This window comes from Rothia sp. HMSC066H02 (assembly GCF_001814995.1).
Taxonomy (GTDB): Bacteria; Actinomycetota; Actinomycetes; order Actinomycetales; family Micrococcaceae; genus Rothia; species Rothia mucilaginosa.
This window is the reverse complement of sequence record NZ_KV818672.1, coordinates 99063-119496: the sequence shown is the minus strand read 5'-3', so window position 1 is coordinate 119496 and position 20434 is coordinate 99063. Positions and strand designations below refer to the sequence as shown.

Annotated in this window: 15 protein-coding genes; 10 read left to right on the top strand and 5 right to left on the bottom strand. The window is 58.4% G+C overall.

Features of this window, described 5'->3' with window-relative positions; all coding sequences use genetic code 11:
• Positions 1–211: 211 nt before the first annotated feature.
• Complete coding sequence (locus tag HMPREF2999_RS02580; protein ID WP_371325956.1) at positions 212–4159, bottom strand: S8 family serine peptidase; 3948 nt, start codon at positions 4157–4159, stop codon at positions 212–214.
• A gap of 364 nt (positions 4160–4523) precedes the next feature.
• Between HMPREF2999_RS02580 and HMPREF2999_RS02575 the strand changes: the two genes are divergently transcribed.
• From HMPREF2999_RS02575 to HMPREF2999_RS02545, 7 genes are all read left to right on the top strand, one after another.
• Positions 4524–5150 (top strand): hypothetical protein, encoded by a 627-nt coding sequence (locus HMPREF2999_RS02575; RefSeq protein ID WP_070675282.1) that lies wholly within the window; start codon positions 4524–4526, stop codon positions 5148–5150.
• Positions 5147–5986 carry a type VI secretion protein gene (locus tag HMPREF2999_RS02570; protein WP_070675285.1) on the top strand — a complete coding sequence of 280 codons (840 nt, stop codon included), beginning with the start codon at positions 5147–5149 and terminating at the stop codon, positions 5984–5986. Before HMPREF2999_RS02575 ends, HMPREF2999_RS02570 begins: the two co-directional genes overlap by 4 nt.
• A gap of 116 nt (positions 5987–6102) precedes the next feature.
• On the top strand, positions 6103–7074 hold the full coding sequence (locus tag HMPREF2999_RS02565) for a hypothetical protein (RefSeq protein ID WP_070675288.1): 972 nt from the start codon (positions 6103–6105) through the stop codon (positions 7072–7074).
• 183 nt (positions 7075–7257) lie between these two features.
• Positions 7258–8361 carry a pyruvate ferredoxin oxidoreductase gene (locus tag HMPREF2999_RS02560; RefSeq protein ID WP_070675291.1) on the top strand — a complete coding sequence of 368 codons (1104 nt, stop codon included), beginning with the start codon at positions 7258–7260 and terminating at the stop codon, positions 8359–8361.
• 282 nt (positions 8362–8643) lie between these two features.
• Positions 8644–9114 carry a DUF4870 domain-containing protein gene (locus HMPREF2999_RS02555; RefSeq protein ID WP_070675294.1) on the top strand — a complete coding sequence of 157 codons (471 nt, stop codon included), beginning with the start codon at positions 8644–8646 and terminating at the stop codon, positions 9112–9114.
• A 235-nt stretch (positions 9115–9349) separates the two neighbouring features.
• Complete coding sequence (locus HMPREF2999_RS02550) at positions 9350–10642, top strand: adenylosuccinate synthase (RefSeq protein ID WP_049338292.1); 1293 nt, start codon at positions 9350–9352, stop codon at positions 10640–10642.
• 374 nt (positions 10643–11016) lie between these two features.
• Positions 11017–12618 (top strand): pectate lyase family protein, encoded by a 1602-nt coding sequence (locus HMPREF2999_RS02545; RefSeq protein ID WP_070675297.1) that lies wholly within the window; start codon positions 11017–11019, stop codon positions 12616–12618.
• A gap of 56 nt (positions 12619–12674) precedes the next feature.
• Here the strand turns inward: HMPREF2999_RS02545 and HMPREF2999_RS02540 are convergent, their stop codons facing one another.
• On the bottom strand, positions 12675–13379 hold the full coding sequence (locus tag HMPREF2999_RS02540) for an S-layer homology domain-containing protein (protein ID WP_070675301.1): 705 nt from the start codon (positions 13377–13379) through the stop codon (positions 12675–12677).
• Positions 13380–13640: 261 nt separating this feature from the next.
• Here HMPREF2999_RS02540 and HMPREF2999_RS02535 point away from each other — a divergent pair, with 261 nt between their 5' ends.
• Entirely contained in the window at positions 13641–14678 is a 1038-nt protein-coding gene (locus tag HMPREF2999_RS02535) for a magnesium and cobalt transport protein CorA (RefSeq protein WP_070675304.1), read from the top strand.
• Positions 14679–14715: 37 nt separating this feature from the next.
• Here the strand turns inward: HMPREF2999_RS02535 and HMPREF2999_RS02530 are convergent, their stop codons facing one another.
• The 3 genes from HMPREF2999_RS02530 to HMPREF2999_RS02520 form a co-directional block, all read right to left on the bottom strand.
• Positions 14716–15399 carry an integrase gene (locus HMPREF2999_RS02530; protein WP_070675306.1) on the bottom strand — a complete coding sequence of 228 codons (684 nt, stop codon included), beginning with the start codon at positions 15397–15399 and terminating at the stop codon, positions 14716–14718.
• 305 nt (positions 15400–15704) lie between these two features.
• Complete coding sequence (locus tag HMPREF2999_RS02525; RefSeq protein WP_070675309.1) at positions 15705–16757, bottom strand: FecCD family ABC transporter permease; 1053 nt, start codon at positions 16755–16757, stop codon at positions 15705–15707.
• Between the two features lie 25 nt (positions 16758–16782).
• Complete coding sequence (locus HMPREF2999_RS02520) at positions 16783–18072, bottom strand: FecCD family ABC transporter permease (protein WP_070675312.1); 1290 nt, start codon at positions 18070–18072, stop codon at positions 16783–16785.
• Positions 18073–18195: 123 nt separating this feature from the next.
• On the opposite strand from HMPREF2999_RS02520, the gene HMPREF2999_RS02515 reads away from it, so the two are divergent.
• On the top strand, positions 18196–19215 hold the full coding sequence (locus HMPREF2999_RS02515; RefSeq protein WP_070675315.1) for an ABC transporter substrate-binding protein: 1020 nt from the start codon (positions 18196–18198) through the stop codon (positions 19213–19215).
• A 289-nt stretch (positions 19216–19504) separates the two neighbouring features.
• Entirely contained in the window at positions 19505–20404 is a 900-nt protein-coding gene (locus tag HMPREF2999_RS02510; protein WP_070675318.1) for a YwqG family protein, read from the top strand.
• The last annotated feature ends 30 nt before the right edge of the window (positions 20405–20434 follow it).

Sequence of the window (20434 nt, the reverse complement as noted above, 5' to 3'; positions counted from 1 at the left end):
TGCTGTGTGCTCTGTGGTTGTGTATCGGTGATGTGTGGAGGCGGCCCCACCGGCAGACGACGAGTGAGTGCGTCCGCCGGTGAAACCGCCACCAAAACTTGAGAGGTTCCGGGCTCTTCAGGCCCCGGAGCCTGTCGGTTCTGGGTACCCCTCCCACCCCATGCAGGAGGTGGGAGGGGACCCGAACCGTTAGCTACCGGTTAGCTACCGTCTAGCGGCCGGCCTGGTTAGCAACCTTCTCGGTGTAGCGGTAGATGAACGCCGCCATTGCGTCGCGGGCAATGGGGGTCACCGGGCGGTAGGTGCCGTCCGGCCAGCCGGTGCTGATGCCCTTCGAAGCCAGCCACGTGATTTCACGGTAGAACTGGTTATCGGTGGAAACATCGCTGAAGTGGCTGGTTGCGGGCAGATCCACGTGCGGGGAACCCGCTGCACGGTAGAAGAACGCAGCCATGGCGTCACGGTTCACCGGTGCGGAGGGGCGGAACGTGCCGTCCGAGTAGCCGGTGGTGATGCCCTGAGCCTTCATCCACTCAATCTCCTTGTAGAAGGGGTGCGTGGTGGGCACATCCTTGAAGCTCGGAGTGGAGGGGGCAGTGAACTGCGGGGAACCCTGCATGCGGTAGAAGAACGCCGCCATTGCGCCACGTTCCACGGACTCCAGCGGGCGGTAGGTGCCGTCCGGGTAGCCGGTGGTGATGCCGCGCTGAGCCAACCAAGAGATCTCGGTGTAGAACTGGTCGCCGCGCTTCACATCGCTAAAGCGGGACGGAGTAATGTACTCGGTCTGCTGCTCCTTGATGTTCAGCACCTCGGCGCGGTTGCCCTTGGCGCCGTTGGTGCCGGAGAGATCACCGGTGCCGTTGTGCAGGTGCAGCAGCAGTGCCTTGGCGGGGGTACCGGATTCGCCGAGCGCGGGGATTGCGTCAGCGGAGCGGTGCGCCGTCAGGGTGGTGGTGGAGGCATCCGGGTGGAGGCCAGCCACGGCGGAGGAGTCGCCGCTGAACCACAGCTTGGGGCTGAAGGGGCGGTACTTGATCCAGCCGGTTTCGCTGACGTTACCCCACTCGTACTGGGTGGTTGCGCTGACTCGGTACTGGATGTCCGGGTTGTTTGCGCTGGTCAGGCCCAGGTCCTTGAGGGGTGCACTCATGATGAGGGTGTTGGTGTCCATCATGTTGGTGTCCACATCACCCCAGGCACCGTTGAGCGGGTAGTAGCCGAGCTCGACGAGGTTGCCGTTCTTGTAGCCGTAGAGGCGAACCAGCGGGTAGTCCAGGCCCTTAGCGCGGTCGGTGACCAGCTTGTAGTCGGCGCGGTTGTTGCCGTCAGTGTCGATTTCTACGGTGAAGGTGTTCTCGTAGGAGACAACATCCCAGTTCGCCCAGGTGGAGATACCGAAGCGCAGGGTGCCGTCATCAGCGTTGCCGCCGGCTGCCTTCAGCGCGGGCGCATCCGAGGAAGCACCGACGTACTGCAGGTTCGCCTTAACGTTGCTGTTCAGCGACAGGGAGGTGGGAGCCACACGGTCCACGCTCGCACCGTACTCGAACGCGCCAAGCAGGGAGCGGTAGCCGCCCTGGTTGACCTCGGTGCCGCGCAGCGAGATCTGGGACTTGGTCCAGCCGGTGTCTGCCTTCTGAGCCTCGTCGCTGGAGGGCTTCTGGGTGAAGGTGACGGTGTCTTCGGTAGCGTGCATGGTGCTCACGGGCTTGGGTGCCACGTGAACGGGCAGACGCAGTGCCTTGGTGCCGTCTTCGGTGAGGACGAGTCGGCCGGATGCGCTGGCAATGTACTGACGGTACTGTTCGGGAACGGTTTCGTTGCCGGTGTAGTAGTCAGTTGCGTTCTGGGTGGTGTCCATTGCTGCGTCGCGGGTCTTCTCCAGCTTGGACGGGTCGATGCGCACGGTGACTTCGAACTTCTTAGTTTCACCGGGTGCGAGGGTGACCGCGGAGGGGAAGGAGTATTCCACGCCGGGAATATTAGTGCTTTCAGCGTAGGACAGGGCGTAGGTGTGTGCCACAGAGTCGGTGTTCTCGACCGTCACCTCGCGGGTGAGGGTCTGAACGCCAGCATCCGGTGCGTACTCGAGCACACCAAAGCTCAGGGACACGGTACCGCTCTTGTCAGCGTTGTAGACGAGGGACTTCGACTGCACGGCAGCGAGGGTGTCGACTCGTCCGGCGCCCACACGGTCCACCGCGTATGCGGCACCGGATTCGGTGCGCACGTCGTGGGTTGCGGTGTTCATGAGGGCGGACTTGACCTGTGCGGGGGTGTAGGTCGGGTGGCTCTGCATGACCAGGGCGGCGGAGCCGGTCACGTAGGGTGCCGCCATGGAGGTGCCGCTGAAGGTCACGGAGTTGCTACCGGTCGCCACCGCCGCGGAGGTGATGTACGAGCCGGGTGCCGCAATGTCGGGCTTGGTGTAGCCGTAGCTGCCGTGGAAGCCGCGGGCACTCATGGGGTTCAGCTGATCCAGCTTGTCGGTGTCCACGCGCAGGGAGGACTTCAGCTCGTTGCCGAGGCGCACGGTCAGGGGCTTACCTGCCGCTTCTGCTGCGGTGATCTGTGCACGCAGGTCCTTAGCGGCGGATGCTGCCAGGCGGAAACCGGGCAGAGTATCGTTACCGGCAATACCCAGGCCGGGTTCTTCGTCGTTGCCTGCAAGCAGCACGCCCTTGGCGCCTGCCGCCTCCAGGTTGTCGAAGCGTACCTTGGAGCCGCAGGCGAGCTCACCGTCATCTTTAGCCCAGTCGATGAGCACCCACTTGCCCTTTACAGCTGCCGCTTCGTCGGCGCTGAGGGCGTTGCAGGCGTAACGGTTGTTCTCGGAGATTGCGGTGAGTTCACCGGTGAATTCCTTGGTGCCCGCCTGTGCCCAGGGGTAGGAGACGCTGTAGTCGCCGCGTACCTTGCGGGTGGTGCCGGTGGCGGGGTCGGTCAGTTCTGCCGCATCAACGGCGCGGGTGGAGCCGTAGGCGTTAGCTACGGTGATTGCGCTGGCTGCGGTGGCGGGGTGACCGGAGTTGGAGTAGGTGTCGCCGCGCAGGCTGTAGTCGTTGGCGTTACCCGCGGAGATCACGGAGAGCACGCCGGCGCGGGTGAGCGCGTCAACGGCGTAGGCTTCGGGGTCGTCCTGCGGGGAGAATTCGCCGCCGAGGGACATGTTGACCACATTCACGCGGTCGGAGAAGTCGCCGTCACCGTTGGGGTCGAGGGCACGGTCGAGTGCCTCGATAACGACGTTGGTGCTGCCGCTGCAACCGAAGACGCGGAAGGCGTAGATTTCAGCGTCGGGGGCGACGCCGGGGCCGATCTTCATAGTCTTGAGCTGCTCTGCGGTGAGCTTGCTGTAGTCGCCGGTGAAGGTGGTGCCGTCGGCGTTCACGCCGTAGCCTGCTGCGGTGCCCGCCACGTGGGTACCGTGGCCGCCGGTGGTGCAGTCGAGCGGGTTGCCGTCGGGGGTTGCGGTGTTGCTACCGTCGTAGGCGTCACCGACGAGGTCGTAGCCGCCAGCAACCTTGGTGCGGTTGATGAGCCCAGAGTCTGCGGAGGGCAGCTCGGTGAGCTTGGATGCCTTCTCGTAGTCTTCGAACTTGCCGCTACCGCCGAAGTCGGTATGGGTGTAGTCGATGCCGGAGTCGATGACGGCGATCTTCACGCCCTTGCCGGTGTATCCGCCTGCACCGGCGGGGTTGGTGGTGCCGGTCCAGGTGGCGAGGGAGCCTGCGTCAATGGCGGCGCCCGCGTTCTGGCGGTACTTGGGCAGGATAGGCGAGATCTTCTCTACGTCGGGGCGGTTAGCGAGTGCCTTGATGGACTCGGCGTCACCGCGCACTGCCACGCCGCGTACTGCGTTGTGGGTGGTGTAGAGGACCTGCGCGCCGGACTGGCTGCTGACCTGCTGTGCCTGGCTCTGCACCTGGGAGGCGATTGCCTGCACCTGTGAGCTGGTGTTGACGGGTGCCTGCACGCCGGCGCGTACGCCTGCGGGCTGGGTCTGTTCAAAGGCGCCCTTACCCTTGAAGCGGACGAAGGCGGTGACGGTGCCGCTGGCGTTCTTCATGCTTTCGCTGAGTACTTGCTTGACGGCGTCGGGGTCTTCCGCGGCGTGGGCGGTGGTGCCCAGGGCTGCGAGGGGGCTCAGTGCCATGCTGAGGGTGAGTAGCCCGCTGCCGATTCGGCGTCGATGCGACCGGCCGCGGGGGTTTGGGGAGGCGGTGTGTGTCACGGTGCTCCTTTGCTTGGCTCCCGGGGTGTTTCTGGGAGGCTTGTGGTGTTGTTCTGGTGGGTTCCAGCTGAACTTGAACACACTAGATGTGAACTAGGATACACCTCAAAATGGCTTGTGAAGCGTTTATTACTTCTAAATGCATCAAATTGTGGACATGTTCGACCCTTTTCTTTTGCATGTTTTTCATTTGCATTCGGGTTCAGGTTCTTTTCAGGTTCGGTTGTTACTGTAAAACCATCTATTGAACATCTATCAAAAATGCTGGGATAGGGAGGGTCGAACCATGGTCAAGCGACGCATTTCCACTGAGGATTCTGTTCTGCTGATGTCCCCCCAGGTTATTTACGGCCGCCCCGGCCCACGGATAGAACGCATCCATAGGGGAGAGGTGCAGGGCATCCTCACCGAGTACAGCTCATCGGTCTGGCAGATTGGCGAGGTGGTAGGCTACGCCCCCATGGAGAAACCACCCGAAACCCTGGATATGAAGAGCCTCTTCACCGACTGGAGCGGCTTCACCTGGTATGTCCTGGGGCCGCTGCTTCGGATGGTGTTCTGGTCATCTTTCTTTATCGTGCTGATGAGCCCGATACTTTTCAGCCTGGGTTTCAGGGGAGTGGGCGAGGAAATGGCGATGATACTTGTCATTTTTTTGATTCCGCTCTTTTATTTCCCTCCGCTGATTTTGCTTGTGGGCTTTGTCGGCCTCGTCGCAGAAATCTGGTTGCTGCTCCTCTGCGTAGGAAAGTTTCTGAATGCTGTTGGGGATGCTGTCGAATCGACGCGCCTGCTCGTTAGACAGCACAAGATTCAGCAGGATTTTCAGTTCCGGCTGGTGTACGAGTGCACCCCGACCACTGTTAGTTCACCCGCGGTATCACCGCATCACACTGCTGAGGAGGAATCATGACCACCGATAACAACCAGCCCATCGACGACCAACCTGTTTCCCCTCATCAGCGTGTTTTGAAGGTGGCGCCGCAGGTGCATTACGGTCGCCCCAACCCGCAGCTGATGCGCATCCACGCGGATGATGTTCAGGGAACTCTCCCCCAAGGAGAATTGCCGGAGGAACACGGCGGCGAGCTGGTCGGATACAGCCCCGTGCCGGTTCCTTACCGTAAGCCTGGCACTGGTAGACGTGTGGTGGAGGCGTTGGCATATCTGGCGTTGGCTATTGTGGCGGACCCTTTCGCCTATCTCCTGGGTGGTTCTATCCTGGGCGAAGAAACCCTGACAAATCTTTTTGTGGCATCCCTAGGATTTTCGTTGCTGAGTGTCGGTATTCTTCCGTTGGTGCTGTTCCTCTTCTCCCTGGGCGCTGTCATCAATTTTCTTGCTGTGATGGTGAGCTCCATCTGGAGGCGTGGAGCTGAGGAGAGGTTCACGTTCCGGTTGGTGTATGACTGCACCCCGTCCGAGAGCCTGGATTCTGAGGCGCATCAGGGGCGTGACGAATCACCTCATCAGCTCATTGACCAGCCGGTGCTTGACGCTGGTACCCCGCCCACTTCGTTCCAGAAGAAGGAGGCGCGGTTTCTGTTCTTTGCCGTTTCCGTGCTGAACCCCTATATTGCGGCGGGGATTCTCTCCATTACGGGCCTGTTCGGGGCGGGGCCACTCGTCGCAGCTCTCTTTGTGACGGTGAATCAGGTGAGCGTAGGGCTCATGGGGATTCCCTGCATTATCTGGTGCATGGCGTGGATTCTGAGCCTTATGCGGCTTGCCGAAGCGGACGAGGCTTAAGCAGATTAGCCACTTGCTCAAAGAACAGCTGCGGGATTGAGCCCCCGCGCATCGAACACACATTGTAGACAACACAACAGACACATAACAGCAGACAAGCATTGGAGGAGGTTGCCGTGGCGGAGCATAGCGAAGCACCGAAAAACCCGCAGAACCCGACCGAGAAGAGCGATGGTAAGTATCAGCCCCTGTGGGATACGGATCAGCCCGCCCCCGATTACTCGGCTTTGCTGCTTCATGGAACGCCGGTTGCCGCGCCGACCGGGGAGATTCCCGAGCCGGTGAAGGAGGTCCTGGCGATACAGAAGGTTCGTTCTGCATCCGCGCCTGCCGATACGGTTACACCCGCCCTGACAGCGCCCAGTCCCGCTGTGCCCGATTCTGCAGCGCCCGCTCTGTCGGTTTCTGCTCCCGCACCCTCTGCGCAGGCTGCAAACTTTTTCCCGTCGGCGACAGGGCACCCGGTGCTGAACCGACCGCTGTACGGTCGCCCGGGCCCTACGATGCGCCGCATGTCCCCCATGGGCACGGATGCTGGCGCATCTGCACACCGGCAGGTGCCGACCGCTTTTCCTGCCTGGATGGATGAGAAAGTAGTCGGTACTCCGCGACCTATCGGGTATATCTCAGCAACCCCACTTGCGGGCAAGGTGCGCGGATCAGACCTGTGGAAGAAGGACTGGACTGAGCTCATTGCCCTCTTCTTCGTGGGTGTGGTGTTTAATCCCCTGACTTATCTTCTGTTGGCTACCGTTACAGGGGACCCTCAGATCGGTGGGTATGTCTTCTACTACTTCTTGATGCTTTCTCTGCTGACGATGGGTCTTCCCATGTTCTTGTGGGGTGGGGCACTGTTTTTTGCGCTAGTCCGAGTTAGCCGAAAGTACCGGGCACTGAAGTGGGAGGCTATGCCGCTTGGGTCGTTCTGGTTCTATCTGGTGTATGACCGCTTGCCCATGAACGCCGAGGAGATGCAGTGGATCCTGGGTGCGGCGTCTTCGATGTCTTCGGTGGCGCCAGCCCCTCAGCCGCCGAGTGCCCCGAGCCCTACCTCAAGCCCTGTTCCAAACTCAGCGGATGCATCGTAGTCGACTTCCCGTGGGTCCCTGGGCTCCAGTGGTGCTGAACCCCCGGCAGTGTTAACACGTGCGTGTTGGCGCTTGTCGGGGGCTCTTTCTCAGCTTTTATCAGGCAGGTTTCAAGGGACTGCCCAGCGCACGCTGGTACGGTGGTGCCACTAGGAGTATGTCTGGTGAGCGAAGGAGACGACCATGGCAGACCGACCCACTGAAAAGAAAGAAGCTGCAAAGAAGGACGAGGCGTACCAGCCCCTCTGGGACACCGACCAGTCCGTCCCGGAATACATGGCGCTACTCATGGACCAGCAGACCTCAGAACAAGAAGGCGCTGAGTTGCACGAAGCCTCCGACAGCGAAGACTCCGACGGTAGCAACGAACCGGAAGACACCTCAGAAGATACTCACGAAAACGAAGTAGAAAACCACCCGGTAGCGCTCGCCTCCGCCCAGCCCACTCAGTCCGCTGGGTCCGCTGGGTCCGCCCAGCCTGTGCTCTCTGCCCGTGAGCGGGCGCAAGCAATGCAGACTCAGGCAACGCAGACTCAAACGATGCACGCCTACGGTGAATATGTTCGGCTGGAATCCCTCGGTTTGAGCCCGGGCGCTATCCTGCCGGTCATCCCCGACCCGCTCTTCGGCACCCCCGACTCAAAACTCATCGAAATGCGCCTGCTCGACCGCTCCCAGGATGAGTCCGCACCCATGCAGGCGTGCGCCGCCCACCTGAACCCGGTCAAGAATGAGGAGAACCCCACCTCGCGGGCGGCAATGATCCAGCCGGTAGGCTACGTTCCCATCAATAATCCGTTGGCTGGCTCCAACATTGAAGAGATCGAGAGTCAGCGCACATTCTGGAAGACCGTGCTTATTGTCCTACTGATACTGAACCCGTTTGTGCTGGTTCCTTTGGTGAGCATGTTCGATAGTAGTGCCGGCATGTCGATGCTGTTCTTCTTCATCATTATCGGTCTGGGCTCATTTTTAGTGGTGCCGATCCTGTGGATTGTGGGTATTGTTCAGGCGGTGAAGCATAAGAACCGGCTGAGGGAACTCATCCAGAAAACAAAGACGACACATGCCGAGTTCTGGTACTACCTGGTGTACAACCGCCTGCCGGACGACTACACGGGCATCAACGGATACACGAAGAAAGAAGAGGACTCTTTCTCGGTGTACGAGTTTTTGAAAAATCAGGAACGCGCAAAGCTACACGAGGCTGTAGTACCGCGCGAGGCCTCCGCACTACAGAAGCGCGCCGCGCATCCTGCGCTCGCCGATGAAGAGAAACAGGGCTAGCGACCAAACCACACAGCCCCGAACTGTATAACGCCCTGCCCCTCCACGTACGTAACACCGCGTGGAGGGGCAGAGCGTCCTTTCTTGTCATATTCGGGTTTCTTCGTCTATTGTCCGGCGAGGGTTAATATTCCATTTACTTTGCCTTGATAGGGTGAAACCATCACGAGCGTTGCGACCGAGCAGAGCGAGGCGGGCACCCTCCGAGAACGGCGAGTTAGCCCGCCGCCGCACCTCAATGATTAGCTGTATCCACTTATCAATAGATTAAGGAAAAGAAAGATGTCCCAGAACCCGAACCCTGAACAGTACAACCAGTACTCCCAGCAGGCACCCTCCTACTCGCAGGCGCCGGGTCAGCAGCCCAACGGTTACGTAGTCTCTTCCAAGGACGACCAGAACATGGCGATGCTCGCGCACCTGGCTTCTGCAATTCTGTCTCTGCTGTCCTTCGCATCCGCAAGTATTCTCGCGCCGCTGGTCATGTGGTTCATCTACAAGGACAAGCCCGGCTACGGTTTCACTAAGGAATCGGCACGCCGCGCGTTCAACTTCAACTTCTCCCTGTGGCTCGTCAGCATGGCTTCCTGGCTGCTGATTATTCTGACCTTCGGCATCCTGGGCATCATCCTGTGGGTTGTCCCGATGGTTGTGGCTATCCTGATGGTTATCTTCCACAGCCTGGCTGCTATGGCTGCAAATCGCGGTGAGCAGTACACCTACCCGATGACTTTCATCGAGATCATCAAGTAGTCTTCATCAGCTCATACCGGTAGCGCCCCCGTCCGAATATCGGATGGGGGCGTTGCCGCGCCCGGTGAGGCTCACCGGCACCGGATCCGGCACGCCTACCGACTTGTCACACGGGACTTAAAGGGGCGGGCACGGTATCATTAGAAGAGGTGTGCCTACCCGGTTCATGAGGCAGTAGGTCGCCGCCGCGCCGTGAAATCCGGTGCGTATCTTCAAGGCTTTCAAGGAGCACAAAATGTCAGCTGTCGTGATTGTGGGCGCCCAGTGGGGCGATGAGGGTAAGGGTAAGGCAACCGACCTGCTCGGCCCCCGCGTAGACTACGTGGTCAAGCCCAACGGCGGTAACAACGCCGGTCACACTGTGGTGGTGAACGGCCAGAAGTTTGAGCTGAAGCTGCTGCCCGCGGGTATTCTGAGTGATAACGCCGTCCCCGTGATTGGTAACGGCGTGGTTGTTAACCCCGAGGCTCTTTTCGCTGAGATTGACGGCCTTGAAGCCCGCGGTGCTGACACCTCCCGCCTGAAGATTTCCGCTAACGCACACCTGGTCGCACCCTACCACCAGACCATGGACAAGGTGACCGAGCGTTTCCTCGGTAAGCGCGCTATCGGCACCACCGGCCGCGGTATCGGCCCCGCCTACATGGATAAGGTTGGCCGCCTCGGCGTGCGTGTTCAGGACATCCTGGACGAGTCGATCCTGCGTCAGAAGGTTGAAGGCGCACTGCGTCAGAAGAACGAACTGCTGGTGAAGGTCTACAACCGCCGCCACGTTGAGGTTGACGAGATCGTCGAGTACTTCATGTCTTACGCTGAGCGTCTGAAGCCGATGATTGTGGACACCACCCAGCTGCTGAACAAGGCACTGGACGAGGGTAAGACCCTGCTGATGGAGGGCGGCCAGGCAACCTTCCTGGACGTTGACCACGGCACCTACCCGTTCGTGACCTCCTCCAACCCGACCTCCGGCGGCGCGTGCGTCGGTTCGGGTGTGGGCCCGACCCGCATCTCCCGCGTGATCGGTATTCAGAAGGCGTACACCACCCGCGTGGGTGCTGGCCCCTTCCCGACCGAGCTGTTCGATGAGATGGGCGAGTTCCTGCGCACCACCGGTGGCGAGTTCGGCGTGAACACTGGCCGCCCGCGTCGTTGCGGCTGGTACGACGCCGTGCTGGCGCGTCAGGCTGTGCGCATCAACGGTTTCACCGACCTGTTCATCACCAAGCTGGACGTGCTGACCGGCCTGGATAAGATCCCGGTCTGCGTGGCTTACGACGTTGACGGTGTGCGCCACGACGAGATGCCGATGACTCAGACCGAGTTCCACCACGCTAAGCCGATTTTCGAGTACTACGACGGCTGGACCGAGAACATTTCGGATGCGAAGAGCCTGGATGAGCTGCCCGAGAACGCCCGCAAGTACGTGCTGAAGCTGGAAGAGATTTCCGGCTGCCGTATCTCCGCGATTGGTGTGGGCCCGGACCGCGACCAGACCATTGTGGTTCGCGACCTCATCAACGAAGACTAAAAACTGACGAGAAGGACCCCTGGCGAGGCTTTGAATGCCTCATCGGGGGCCCTTTTAGCTACGATAATTTGTAACATACTGTCTTATTTAGGGCACTATTTTGAATTAGTGTCATTCTGACGTTGATAAATGCTTATAGTAATGAGTAGACTTTTCTGGAGTCAGGGTTAAATAATTATCTAATATGAGGTTTATCTTTAAATGAATAAATCCAAAAACCATAAATATGGATAAAATTTATTTCGCGTGAGTGATAAGATTAAATCATCCAAGATATACCGCATCGGTATACAGGATTTAAGTGCTAATGCGTCATAAAATACTTATGTGCTGGATGCATTTAATATTCTCACTCAACACGATTGGAGACAGCGATGTCTGCATTATCGCGCCGCTCAATGATTGCTGGCGCCGCATTGTCAGTTCCGTTTGCCTCAGCAATGGTATATGCTGATGCGCATGCTGATGAAGTTCAAGGTGGAATTACTCCGCAAAATCACACGAAAAACTACATTAATCTCCTGAGTAATCCGCAGGTGAAAGCTGATGGGTCTCAAGATTGTACTCAGGCCATTAATGATGCAGTAAGGACTTTGGCTTCAGCTGGAGGTGGAGCTCTAGAAATTCCTGCTGGAAAGTACAGGGTCAGTGCTCCTTTTATTCAGCTACTTGACCGGGTTGAAATCTTTGGGCATGGTAAGGCCACACAGATTATTGCTCATCCTGGCGGTGGCCTAGTGCAGAAGGACGAAGACGAAGCGGAGTGTGTTGGTGTTTTCCACGTTGGATCTTACCTTGTTGCTGGACCGGAAAAGCCAAAGCCAGGTGATAAGGGGGCCAATCAGTGGTTCTCTGAGGCCCCTATGCGTTTTGGGGTTCGTGATTTAGTTATTCGTACGAATGCTGATAATGTCCGTCTAAATCGGGATGACCCTTATAGTCGGGCTCGGCACACTCCCATTATGAAGGGTGTGGCGGGAGTTATTTTGCATACGTACTATGCAAATAAAAACTATCGGCCTGAGCCTGAAGCAGTTGCAACACTAGAGAACCTTGAAATCTGGGATACAGATATGGGAGTTGCTATTTTGGGTCTCCATGACCGTGCGATGAAGGTCCATGACATTCGCGTGCGTATGACATGGAGGCAGGGATTCCTTGTGGGTAAACCTATTGGTCATAAGGCAATTAATGTGGATGGTATCGGTGCAGCTGATAATAAGTTCAGTATGTTGGATGTATCCGATGCCAACAAGTGTGGCAGGAATTATGCCGGCATTGAGGTCTACGCTTCGCAGTGTAAGTTTTCACAGTCAACGAGTTGGTATAACCACCGGTATTCGTCTGGAGAATCGCTGTATCAGTCGCGCCAGGAGGGGAAGCCACATTACGCATATGCAGGTAAGGCTGGTGCAGGCTGGTATGTTGCGGCAAGCCGTAATATGTTTATCGGATGCACTGCTCAAGAAAATGGGGGTCATGGCTGGGTAAGTGATTTTGAGCGTAATATCTTTGATGGTTGCATTGGCGAATCGTCCAGCTACTTCGATACAGTTCATGGTCAAGCTCAAAATAATCAAGCAGCCAATTGGTACATTAGCAATTGGTCGCATGAATGTAAGTTCATCGCTCCACGTTCCGATAATCCTCATAAGGTAGGTGATGGTGCTGTAAAAGCGGAGAAAGATGTACGTGCTGCACGGTGGGGCTTCTACTTTGAGCAAAATTGTAGGGATATTGTGGTAGCTGGTGGTGATGTCTATGATGAGCATCGTAAGAAGCATCCAGATAATTACCCATGGAAATTTCACTTTGGCCCGTGGCGTGCAGGGTATATGGATGTCACAATTAATAACTTTGTCATGCGGTATGGAATGCATGACATTGAAGAAGAATCCAAGAAAAACCGGAAATATTTTGACAAAAATTCTAATTACAGTCGCGGTATTTATGAATCTAATTCTGTGGAATTTTAAATAAACATTTGGGGCTCTATATCAATATCATTATTGATATAGAGCCCCAAAATATTCTATAAGATTCCCATCAAATCCAATCTGTAGAGGGTATATAGAATATCTGAAAAAGTAACTTCATCATTATCGATATACCCACAGCTCATGTTTGGTGAACCATACCAGCTACGTGCCTTGTGCATGTCGCTATTTTCTTTAACGCAATGTGCGTATTCTTCGGGGATGGGGGTAAGGTTGACCGTCGGCTTACCGTGCATTCGATAAAGGAAAATGAGCGCAGTATCAATGTACGCGGTGGCGTCGTAATGGAACTTTCCGTCTCCCCATCCGCTGCTGATGCCTTCACGAGTAGCCCAGATAGCAATAGGGTAGTGCGGGTCATTGACCGAGATATCACTGTACGGCGACGTAGCAGGAAGATCCTTAACCACGGGCCTGCCCTTCACATGGTACAGAAACTCAAGAAGCTGCCCACGAGTCATCGCAGGCTGGGGAGCATTCTTATTCTTCTGAAGATAAAGACGGCGACCGTGAGTAATAAGCCCAGTGCACTCCGCCCAAGCAATCACCTTATCCTGATAATCACCCGGGGTATTGTACTCAGACTCATTAATGCAGGTGACTTCCAGTTCATCACCTGGAAAAGGAGAAAAAGTCTTAGGGTGTAATTGCGCCGCAGAAGCAGGCGCCACCGCAGACAACAAGAGAGAGGCAGCGGCAAAAGTACACGCCGCCCCCTTCACAAACGGTTTCAACAGCATCGTTGACTCCTCAAAAGAAAATAGTGGTTGGTTCTAAGACAATCACAGTCTTATTAACTAGAAGTTTAGACTTTATTAGTTCTCAAGGGAAGGTTGAAACTCTACAACCCCCAGATATCTTAAAAAGAAAACCCAAGACTCACCCCAACACCCCAGCCCCAACACCACAGAGCCTGCGCATGTGACCGGGCGGGGCGTGTGCCGTATGCTGGAAAGAGCGCCCCGCACACGTGGCGCCACAGCGTACAGAGGAGGACAACGATGACCTACATTACCGGAGCCATCTACCCCAGCGGCGACCGCATCCGCATAGGCGCACCCGAAGAAGAAACCCTCAACGCCTACCAGCAGCCCAACACCGCCGTAGCCCTCGGATACGCCAACCCCGATATCCACGAACTACACGCCCTGCAAGAAACCTTCAACCTGCACGAACTCGCCATCGAAGACGCCGGACGAGGCCACCAGCGCGCCAAACTAGAACGATACGGCGACTCCCTCTTCACCGTCATCCGCCCCGCCATCTACCTCGACAAAGAAGAAGAAGTGCGCCTGAGCGAACTGCACCTCTTCACCGGCCCCCGCTACACCCTCGCACTCGTCCGCGACGAACAACGCAGCAACCAGCGCATCAACGACCAGTTCAACCTGCTCTACGCCACCCCCGATGCATCCCCCGCCCGACTGCTGCACCGCATCCTCGACAGCACCGTCGACGGGTACGCACCCGTGCTCGATGGCCTCGAAAACGACAGCGACGAAATCGAAGACATCCTCTTCTCCCACAGCGAGCGACGAGACGCCAACTCCCTCGCACAGCGCATCTACGAACTGCTCAACCAGGTCATCGACTTCCAGCGTGCCTGCCGACCCCTCGAATCCATGATCGGCCGCATCATCGAAGGGATGCGCACCGGCGCGCTCGACCCCTCACCCTACCCGGGCGTATCCGACGAAGAAAAGAACGAAGAAGCGGTCGAGCTTGCCCGGCAATTCCGCAACGTGCTCGACCACGTAACCCAAACAAAAGAACGCCTCGAAGACCTTCGCAGCTCCCTCGAAAACGCCCTGCGCGTACACGACACCCTGCTCGGTCAGCAGCAGAACGACGACACCAAGAAAATCTCCGCCTACGCGGCGCTGCTCATGGTGCCCACCATCGTTGGCTCCGTGTACGGCATGAACTTTGAGGTCATGCCCGAGCTCAAGTGGGAGTTCGGCTACCCCGCCGCGCTGCTACTCATGGTGGGTTCATGCCTGCTTCTCTACTGGTTCTTCAAGAAGAACAAATGGCTCTGATATGCGCGTATGCCGCATAAGGCATACACGATATACCTTATGCGGCACGGTCGTACTGGGCACGCATTGCGCGGCGGCAATCACGACGCTCACGCTTGAACTTCTTACACACAGCCTCCGAATCGGCAAACATGTAGAAGTCCTCCGGCTCAGCCGACAGACCCAAAGTCGACAGCTCAACCAGCGACAGCATCGCGTAGAACATCTCGCGGCGCAGCTCAAAATTGCAGGCACCCGGAGCGGACTCCACCGCAAACACGCCGCCGGTGCACTCCAGCGCGCGCATCGCCCAGTGCTGAGTCCACAGGTCACCATTGACCGGGCTCACGCCCAGGCGAGTTAGCGCCAGGCCGGTACCCTGCACACGCTCAAAGCGCAGGCACATCTCCAGGTCCTTTTCCAGGGGGAACACGAACAGCAGAGCGTTCTGTGCCGCTGCACGCAGCTCAGCCAGGTTCACCTCGTAACCGGAAGCACCCTGAGTCAGGTGACGCATCACGCGGCCCATGGTCGAAGAGGCCGGCGCGGTGCGGAAGCACGAACCGTCAGCCACCAGCTGCTCCAGAACGCCGCGGAGCTCCTCCACGTTGAAACGCTCCATACGGACGATGGTGCCCGCCTGCATCAGCAGGTTGAACTCTGCATCACGGCACAGCTGCTCATCGGCGGTGCAGGAAATCTCTGCGTTTGCGTACTGGCTCTCGTGAATGGTGTTTTCCATGACCGTTCCTTCCATAGATGCTGAATCAACCTAGCGGCAACACCGCAGGAGACGGCGTGCCCGGTCGGAAGGATCGTCCCTTCCAACACCTACACTCTATGAGCGACCCCTGACACGATAAGCAGTTTTTAATCTACCCCGGGGTAAAACTGGGAAAATTCTGAAAAATTCTGAAACCACCCGTGAAACCCGGTGAAACCGCCCGTGAAACCTAGCGAACCCCAGTGAACTCCGTGAAACACAGAAAACCGGGTGCCCCCACAGCTGGGAACACCCGGTCACTCATACGGAGTAAGACGGCGCAACTAGCGCTGACGGTACAGCAACCACAGCATATACACGCCACCCAACGCACCCGTCACCAGACCCACCGGAATCTGGAACGGCGCCAACGCACGAGCCGACACAAAATCAGCCAGCACCAAAATCACCGAACCCAGCAGCGCCGAATGCCTCATCGCCATACCCGGAGTGTTCCACAGGCGGCGCGCAATCTGCGGGGCAACCAGCGCCAAAAAACCGATCGGGCCCGCAACAGAAATCGCTACAGCCACCAGAAGTACGGCGGCCGCCACCAGCAGGTTCACGGTCCTCTTCACCGGCAGACCCAAACCCGCCGCCAAATCGTCGCCGAGCTCCAAGACGCGCAGGCGGCGCGTCAACAACAGAACCAGAGGAATAGCCACCAGCAGCAGCACTGCCTGCACCGACATCTGGTTCCACGACAGCGCATTCAGCGAACCGTGTTGCCAGGTCTTCGCCGCCTCCGCCTTCTCCAAATCACCGCGCGTAATCAGGTAATCGTTTACGGAACTGAGCATCGCACTCACCGCAATACCAATCAGCACCATCTTCTGACCCATTGTCGCGCCACCGCGCGCACCCGCCAGAAGCATCACCACAGCCGCCGTCGCAAAACCACCAATAATAGCGCCCATGCCCATACCCACGCCGGTAGAACTCAACGACCCAATCAGCACCACAGACAGGGCACCGGTCGCCGAACCCACCGTGAAACCGATAATGTCCGGCGAACCCAGAGCATTACGGGAAACCGACTGAAAAATAGCGCCCGACAAGCCCAAAGCTGCACCCACCACCACGGCGGCAAGCATACGCGGCAGGCGCTGATTCAACACCAGCTGCCGCTCAATCTCCGTGCCCTCACCCTGAAAAATCAGGCGAAACACCTGATCAGGGCTCATCTGATAACTACCAAACACCAGGGAGGCGACCGCCGCCACCACAAGCACCGCCACCACCAGCAGGGTACGCGGAATAGGGGTGCGGTAACGCCCTGGGATACGCACAGAATCGGCCACAACAGACCCGGCTACAGAACGAGACACAACGCTCACAATAAAACCTCTCAGAAACCGGGGCCTACAAACCAGATACGCCAGTCGAACCAGACGAACCACGCGCAACAGGGCGCTGAGCACGATGCGGACCGTGCTCCGACACATGAGCCGGACCCGACTCATCGCGCGCCTGCGCCTTCTCACCCATGCGGCCCTTCTTCGCACCGCGCGCACCCGTACTCAACCGCAGCACCAGAACCATCAGCACCGGGGCACCAATAAAGGCGGTCACAATACCCACCTCAAGCTCACTCGGCATCACCAGAACGCGGCCCAGAATATCGGAGGCAAGTACCAACACCGGGCCGTACACCAGCGACAGCGGCAGAACGCGCGCAATATCGGAACCCACCAGCAGACGCACCACATGCGGCACGACCAGACCCACAAAACCAATCGGGCCCGCAACCGCAGTCGCCGCACCACACAGCGCCATAATCGCAATAATCGTCGCGCCACGGACCAATGTCACCGGCACACCCAGGCCAGCTGCCGCATCCTCACCGAGTGCCAGGGCACGCAGAGGACCAATCAGCATGAAAGAGAGCACCAAACCCAATGCCACAAAGGGCAGCGCAGACAGCACCTGCTCAAAGGTGCGGTTCTCCAGCGAACCCACCACCCAGAAACGGTGCGAATCAAAAGCCTTCGAATTAAACATCGTGATAATGCCGGTAATCGTGCCCAGGCAAGCGTTCACCGCCACACCAGTCAGCACCAGACGCGCCGTCGAATCCAGGTTCGGTTTAGAATCCACCAGGCCCATGACGAACACCAGCGCCGCTGCCAGACCCGAACCCAGTAGAGCCAGCCACAGCTGAACGAACGGGGAGGACACCCCAAAAACGCCCACACCCACCACCACGGAGGCGGCAGCACCCGAGTTCACACCCAGCAGACCCGGCTCAGCCAGCGGGTTACGGCTCAACGCCTGCATGAGCACACCCGACACCGCCAACGCGGCACCCACCAGCAACGCCGCGGCGGTACGCGGGGCACGCTTCGCCCAAATCAGCTTCGACTCGATGGTGTTCGCCTCCGGGTGGAGGAAACCGTCAATGGAGCGGTCCAGGGCGAACATGCGCGAACCCACCGCAAACGACAGGGCGCAAAGCAACACCAGCAGAACGCCGCCAATAATGAGCGCAACCGCCAGACGCGAGATAGACTTGCCGCCCTGACCGCCCGAGGAGGCGCCAGATACGGCATCCGAAGAAGCGGAGAGGGCACGAATTTTCGCCAGGGAAGCAGTACTGACAGTGGGGCCTTCGCTGACGGCGGGTCCGGAAGAGGGGGAGGTCTGTGGTGTCATAGGCTTTGGATGTGGTGGGGGAGCGGTGCGCTCCCGTGCGGACGGAGGATGCTTAACGTATCAATAGATGAGTATTAAGTATCGCATATGCATATATGAGGTTATCCTAATAAAATGGCAAATATGACGAACAAGATCACCCGCCGCTCCTTCGGCGCACTCGCACTCGGTTCCTTCGGTGCCCTCGCCCTGGTGGCATGCGGCTCCTCCAATACTTCCGGCTCTTCCTCCGTGTCTGCTTCTGCGACCGGTAAGAAGGTGGCACCCTCCGCCCTGCCCTCCGGGATGGGTACCACCACCGTTGACGGCGAATTCCCCCGCACCGTCAAGCACTTCCGCGGTGAAACCACCATCAAATCCGCACCCTCCAAGGTCGTGATTCTCTCCACCGGTCAGCTCGACGGCGTGCTTTCCCTGGGCATCGTACCCGTCGGCGCGGCAACCGCCGGTGACGCCGACCTGGTCCCCACCTACCTGAAGACCAAGTTCTCCAATAAGTCCGCAGAGCTCGACAAGATTGCCAAGGTCGGCAAGCGCACCGACCCGGACGTTGAGGCCATCGCAAACCTCAAGCCCGACCTGATCCTCATTAACAACACCAACAAGAAGGACGAGCTGTACGAGTCCCTCGCTAAGATCGCACCGACCGTGGTCACCGAGGGCACCGGCGTCAACTGGAAGCAGGACTTCCTGCTGATTGCTGCCGCGCTGGGCACCACCGAGAAGGCTGAGAAGCTCATGGAGGAGTACAACACCAAGGCGAAGTCTGTCGGTCAGAAGGCTGGCAGCGAGAAGACCTTCTCCTTCCTGTACACTTCCGCTGACCGCACCCGCATCTTCGCGAAGTCCTCGTTCGTGGGCTCCATCTGCGCGGATGCATCCCTGGCACGTCCCGCAGCTGCGCAGGTTGAGAAGACCTCCATCGACTTGAGCTCCGAGCAGCTCGACCAGGCTGACGGCGACTACCTGTTCTACGGTGTGCAGGGCGGCGACGAGTCCAAGCTGACCGGTGAGGCACTGTGGAGCACCCTCAAGGCTGTCACCGAGAAGCACGCGCACAGCGTGGATGCCGATATGTTCTTCCTGAACGCTGGCCCGGCTGCCGCGCTTGGTGTTCTGGAGACCATCGAGAAGGCTCTCTAAAGGTTCTAGCCTCTCGTAGAGATTCGTAGAGAATCACTGAGAATTACTCGGAAGCCCCGCATTCTTACCTCTCATGCCCGCGCATGAGGGTGAGGAGGCGGGGCTTTCTGCACGCTTGGCACCTGCTTTCGCACCTGATTGTCGCCGCCGGATGCACTCGTGACCGGAATTGGTGCGCGCCTGCCTGAAATAGGGTCTAATGGGGGTAGAAGGCGCAGCGGTACCGTAGCCCGCGCCTGACACACCGAATCTTCTACACCGATTAATTCACCGACGAAACGAGCACACAATGCCGAAGAACAAGCCCTCCGAAGAGACCCTGGCGCAGGCACGCCGCGTCATCGACGCACTCAACGAGCGTGGCGCCCGCAAGCAGGCAATCCGCCTGAAGGTAACCCTCCCCGACGCCCCGCTGCCGCAGACTGCATCCAAGTTTGGTGGCCGACCGTACCTGCCCGCAGGTGAGTCTGCGCCGACCAATGAGAAGGGTGAGCCGCTGGGCATGATTGCGCAGATTAACTGCGCCGACCTGCCCGAAAACGACATTTACCCGGCGACCGGTATGCTGCAGTTCTGGATTAACCCCAACGACGAAGAGTGCATGTGGGGTTACGACTACGAGAACCCGCTCTCGCAGAAGAATCACCGCGTTGTCTACTACGAAACGCTGGGTGAGCCGAACCCGGATGCCCCGTTCCCGACCGTGAACTGGGACGACTACGGCTGGCCCTTTGGCCGTGACGGCAAGGGTACTGCCGAGGAGGTCGTCGAGTACGCGCTCACCTTCGAGCCCTGGGAGCAGGGCTTCCTGGATGGTGGCTACGAAATCTACGACCGGTTCGCTGACGCCTGGGACGAGATGTACCCGGACCAGAAGCTGCCCGAGGAACCGAACGCACGCGATGACGCCTCCTACAACCTGCTGGAGCCCTTCGAATCGGAGGAGAGGGATTACTCGCATATTGGCGGCTACCCCTCGTTCGTGCAGGAGGACCCGCGCGATGAGTTCGAGGAGCTGCGCGGCCACACGGTGAACCTGCTGACTATCGAATCGGAGTGGGGTGAGGACGCCGAGGAGGGCGTGTATGTGATGTGGGGTGATGCCGGTGCGGCGAACTGGCTGATTACTCCGGAGGCGCTTGCCGCCCGCGACTTCTCGCAGGTCGTCTTTGAGTGGGCTTGCGGCTAGACACCGTACTACTTTCACACCGCCACATCA

Coding starts and splice junctions, on each gene's coding strand:
- HMPREF2999_RS02530 (WP_070675306.1), bottom strand. CDS start 15,399: ATGGAAAACACCATTCACGAGAGCCAGTACGCAAACGCAGAGATTTCC.
- HMPREF2999_RS02515 (WP_070675315.1), top strand. CDS start 18,196: ATGACGAACAAGATCACCCGCCGCTCCTTCGGCGCACTCGCACTCGGT.
- HMPREF2999_RS02575 (WP_070675282.1), top strand. CDS start 4,524: ATGGTCAAGCGACGCATTTCCACTGAGGATTCTGTTCTGCTGATGTCC.
- HMPREF2999_RS02570 (WP_070675285.1), top strand. CDS start 5,147: ATGACCACCGATAACAACCAGCCCATCGACGACCAACCTGTTTCCCCT.
- HMPREF2999_RS02520 (WP_070675312.1), bottom strand. CDS start 18,072: ATGACACCACAGACCTCCCCCTCTTCCGGACCCGCCGTCAGCGAAGGC.
- HMPREF2999_RS02560 (WP_070675291.1), top strand. CDS start 7,258: ATGGCAGACCGACCCACTGAAAAGAAAGAAGCTGCAAAGAAGGACGAG.
- HMPREF2999_RS02510 (WP_070675318.1), top strand. CDS start 19,505: ATGCCGAAGAACAAGCCCTCCGAAGAGACCCTGGCGCAGGCACGCCGC.
- HMPREF2999_RS02580 (WP_371325956.1), bottom strand. CDS start 4,159: ATGGCACTGAGCCCCCTCGCAGCCCTGGGCACCACCGCCCACGCCGCG.
- HMPREF2999_RS02540 (WP_070675301.1), bottom strand. CDS start 13,379: ATGCTGTTGAAACCGTTTGTGAAGGGGGCGGCGTGTACTTTTGCCGCT.
- HMPREF2999_RS02535 (WP_070675304.1), top strand. CDS start 13,641: ATGACCTACATTACCGGAGCCATCTACCCCAGCGGCGACCGCATCCGC.
- HMPREF2999_RS02545 (WP_070675297.1), top strand. CDS start 11,017: ATGTCTGCATTATCGCGCCGCTCAATGATTGCTGGCGCCGCATTGTCA.
- HMPREF2999_RS02555 (WP_070675294.1), top strand. CDS start 8,644: ATGTCCCAGAACCCGAACCCTGAACAGTACAACCAGTACTCCCAGCAG.
- HMPREF2999_RS02550 (WP_049338292.1), top strand. CDS start 9,350: ATGTCAGCTGTCGTGATTGTGGGCGCCCAGTGGGGCGATGAGGGTAAG.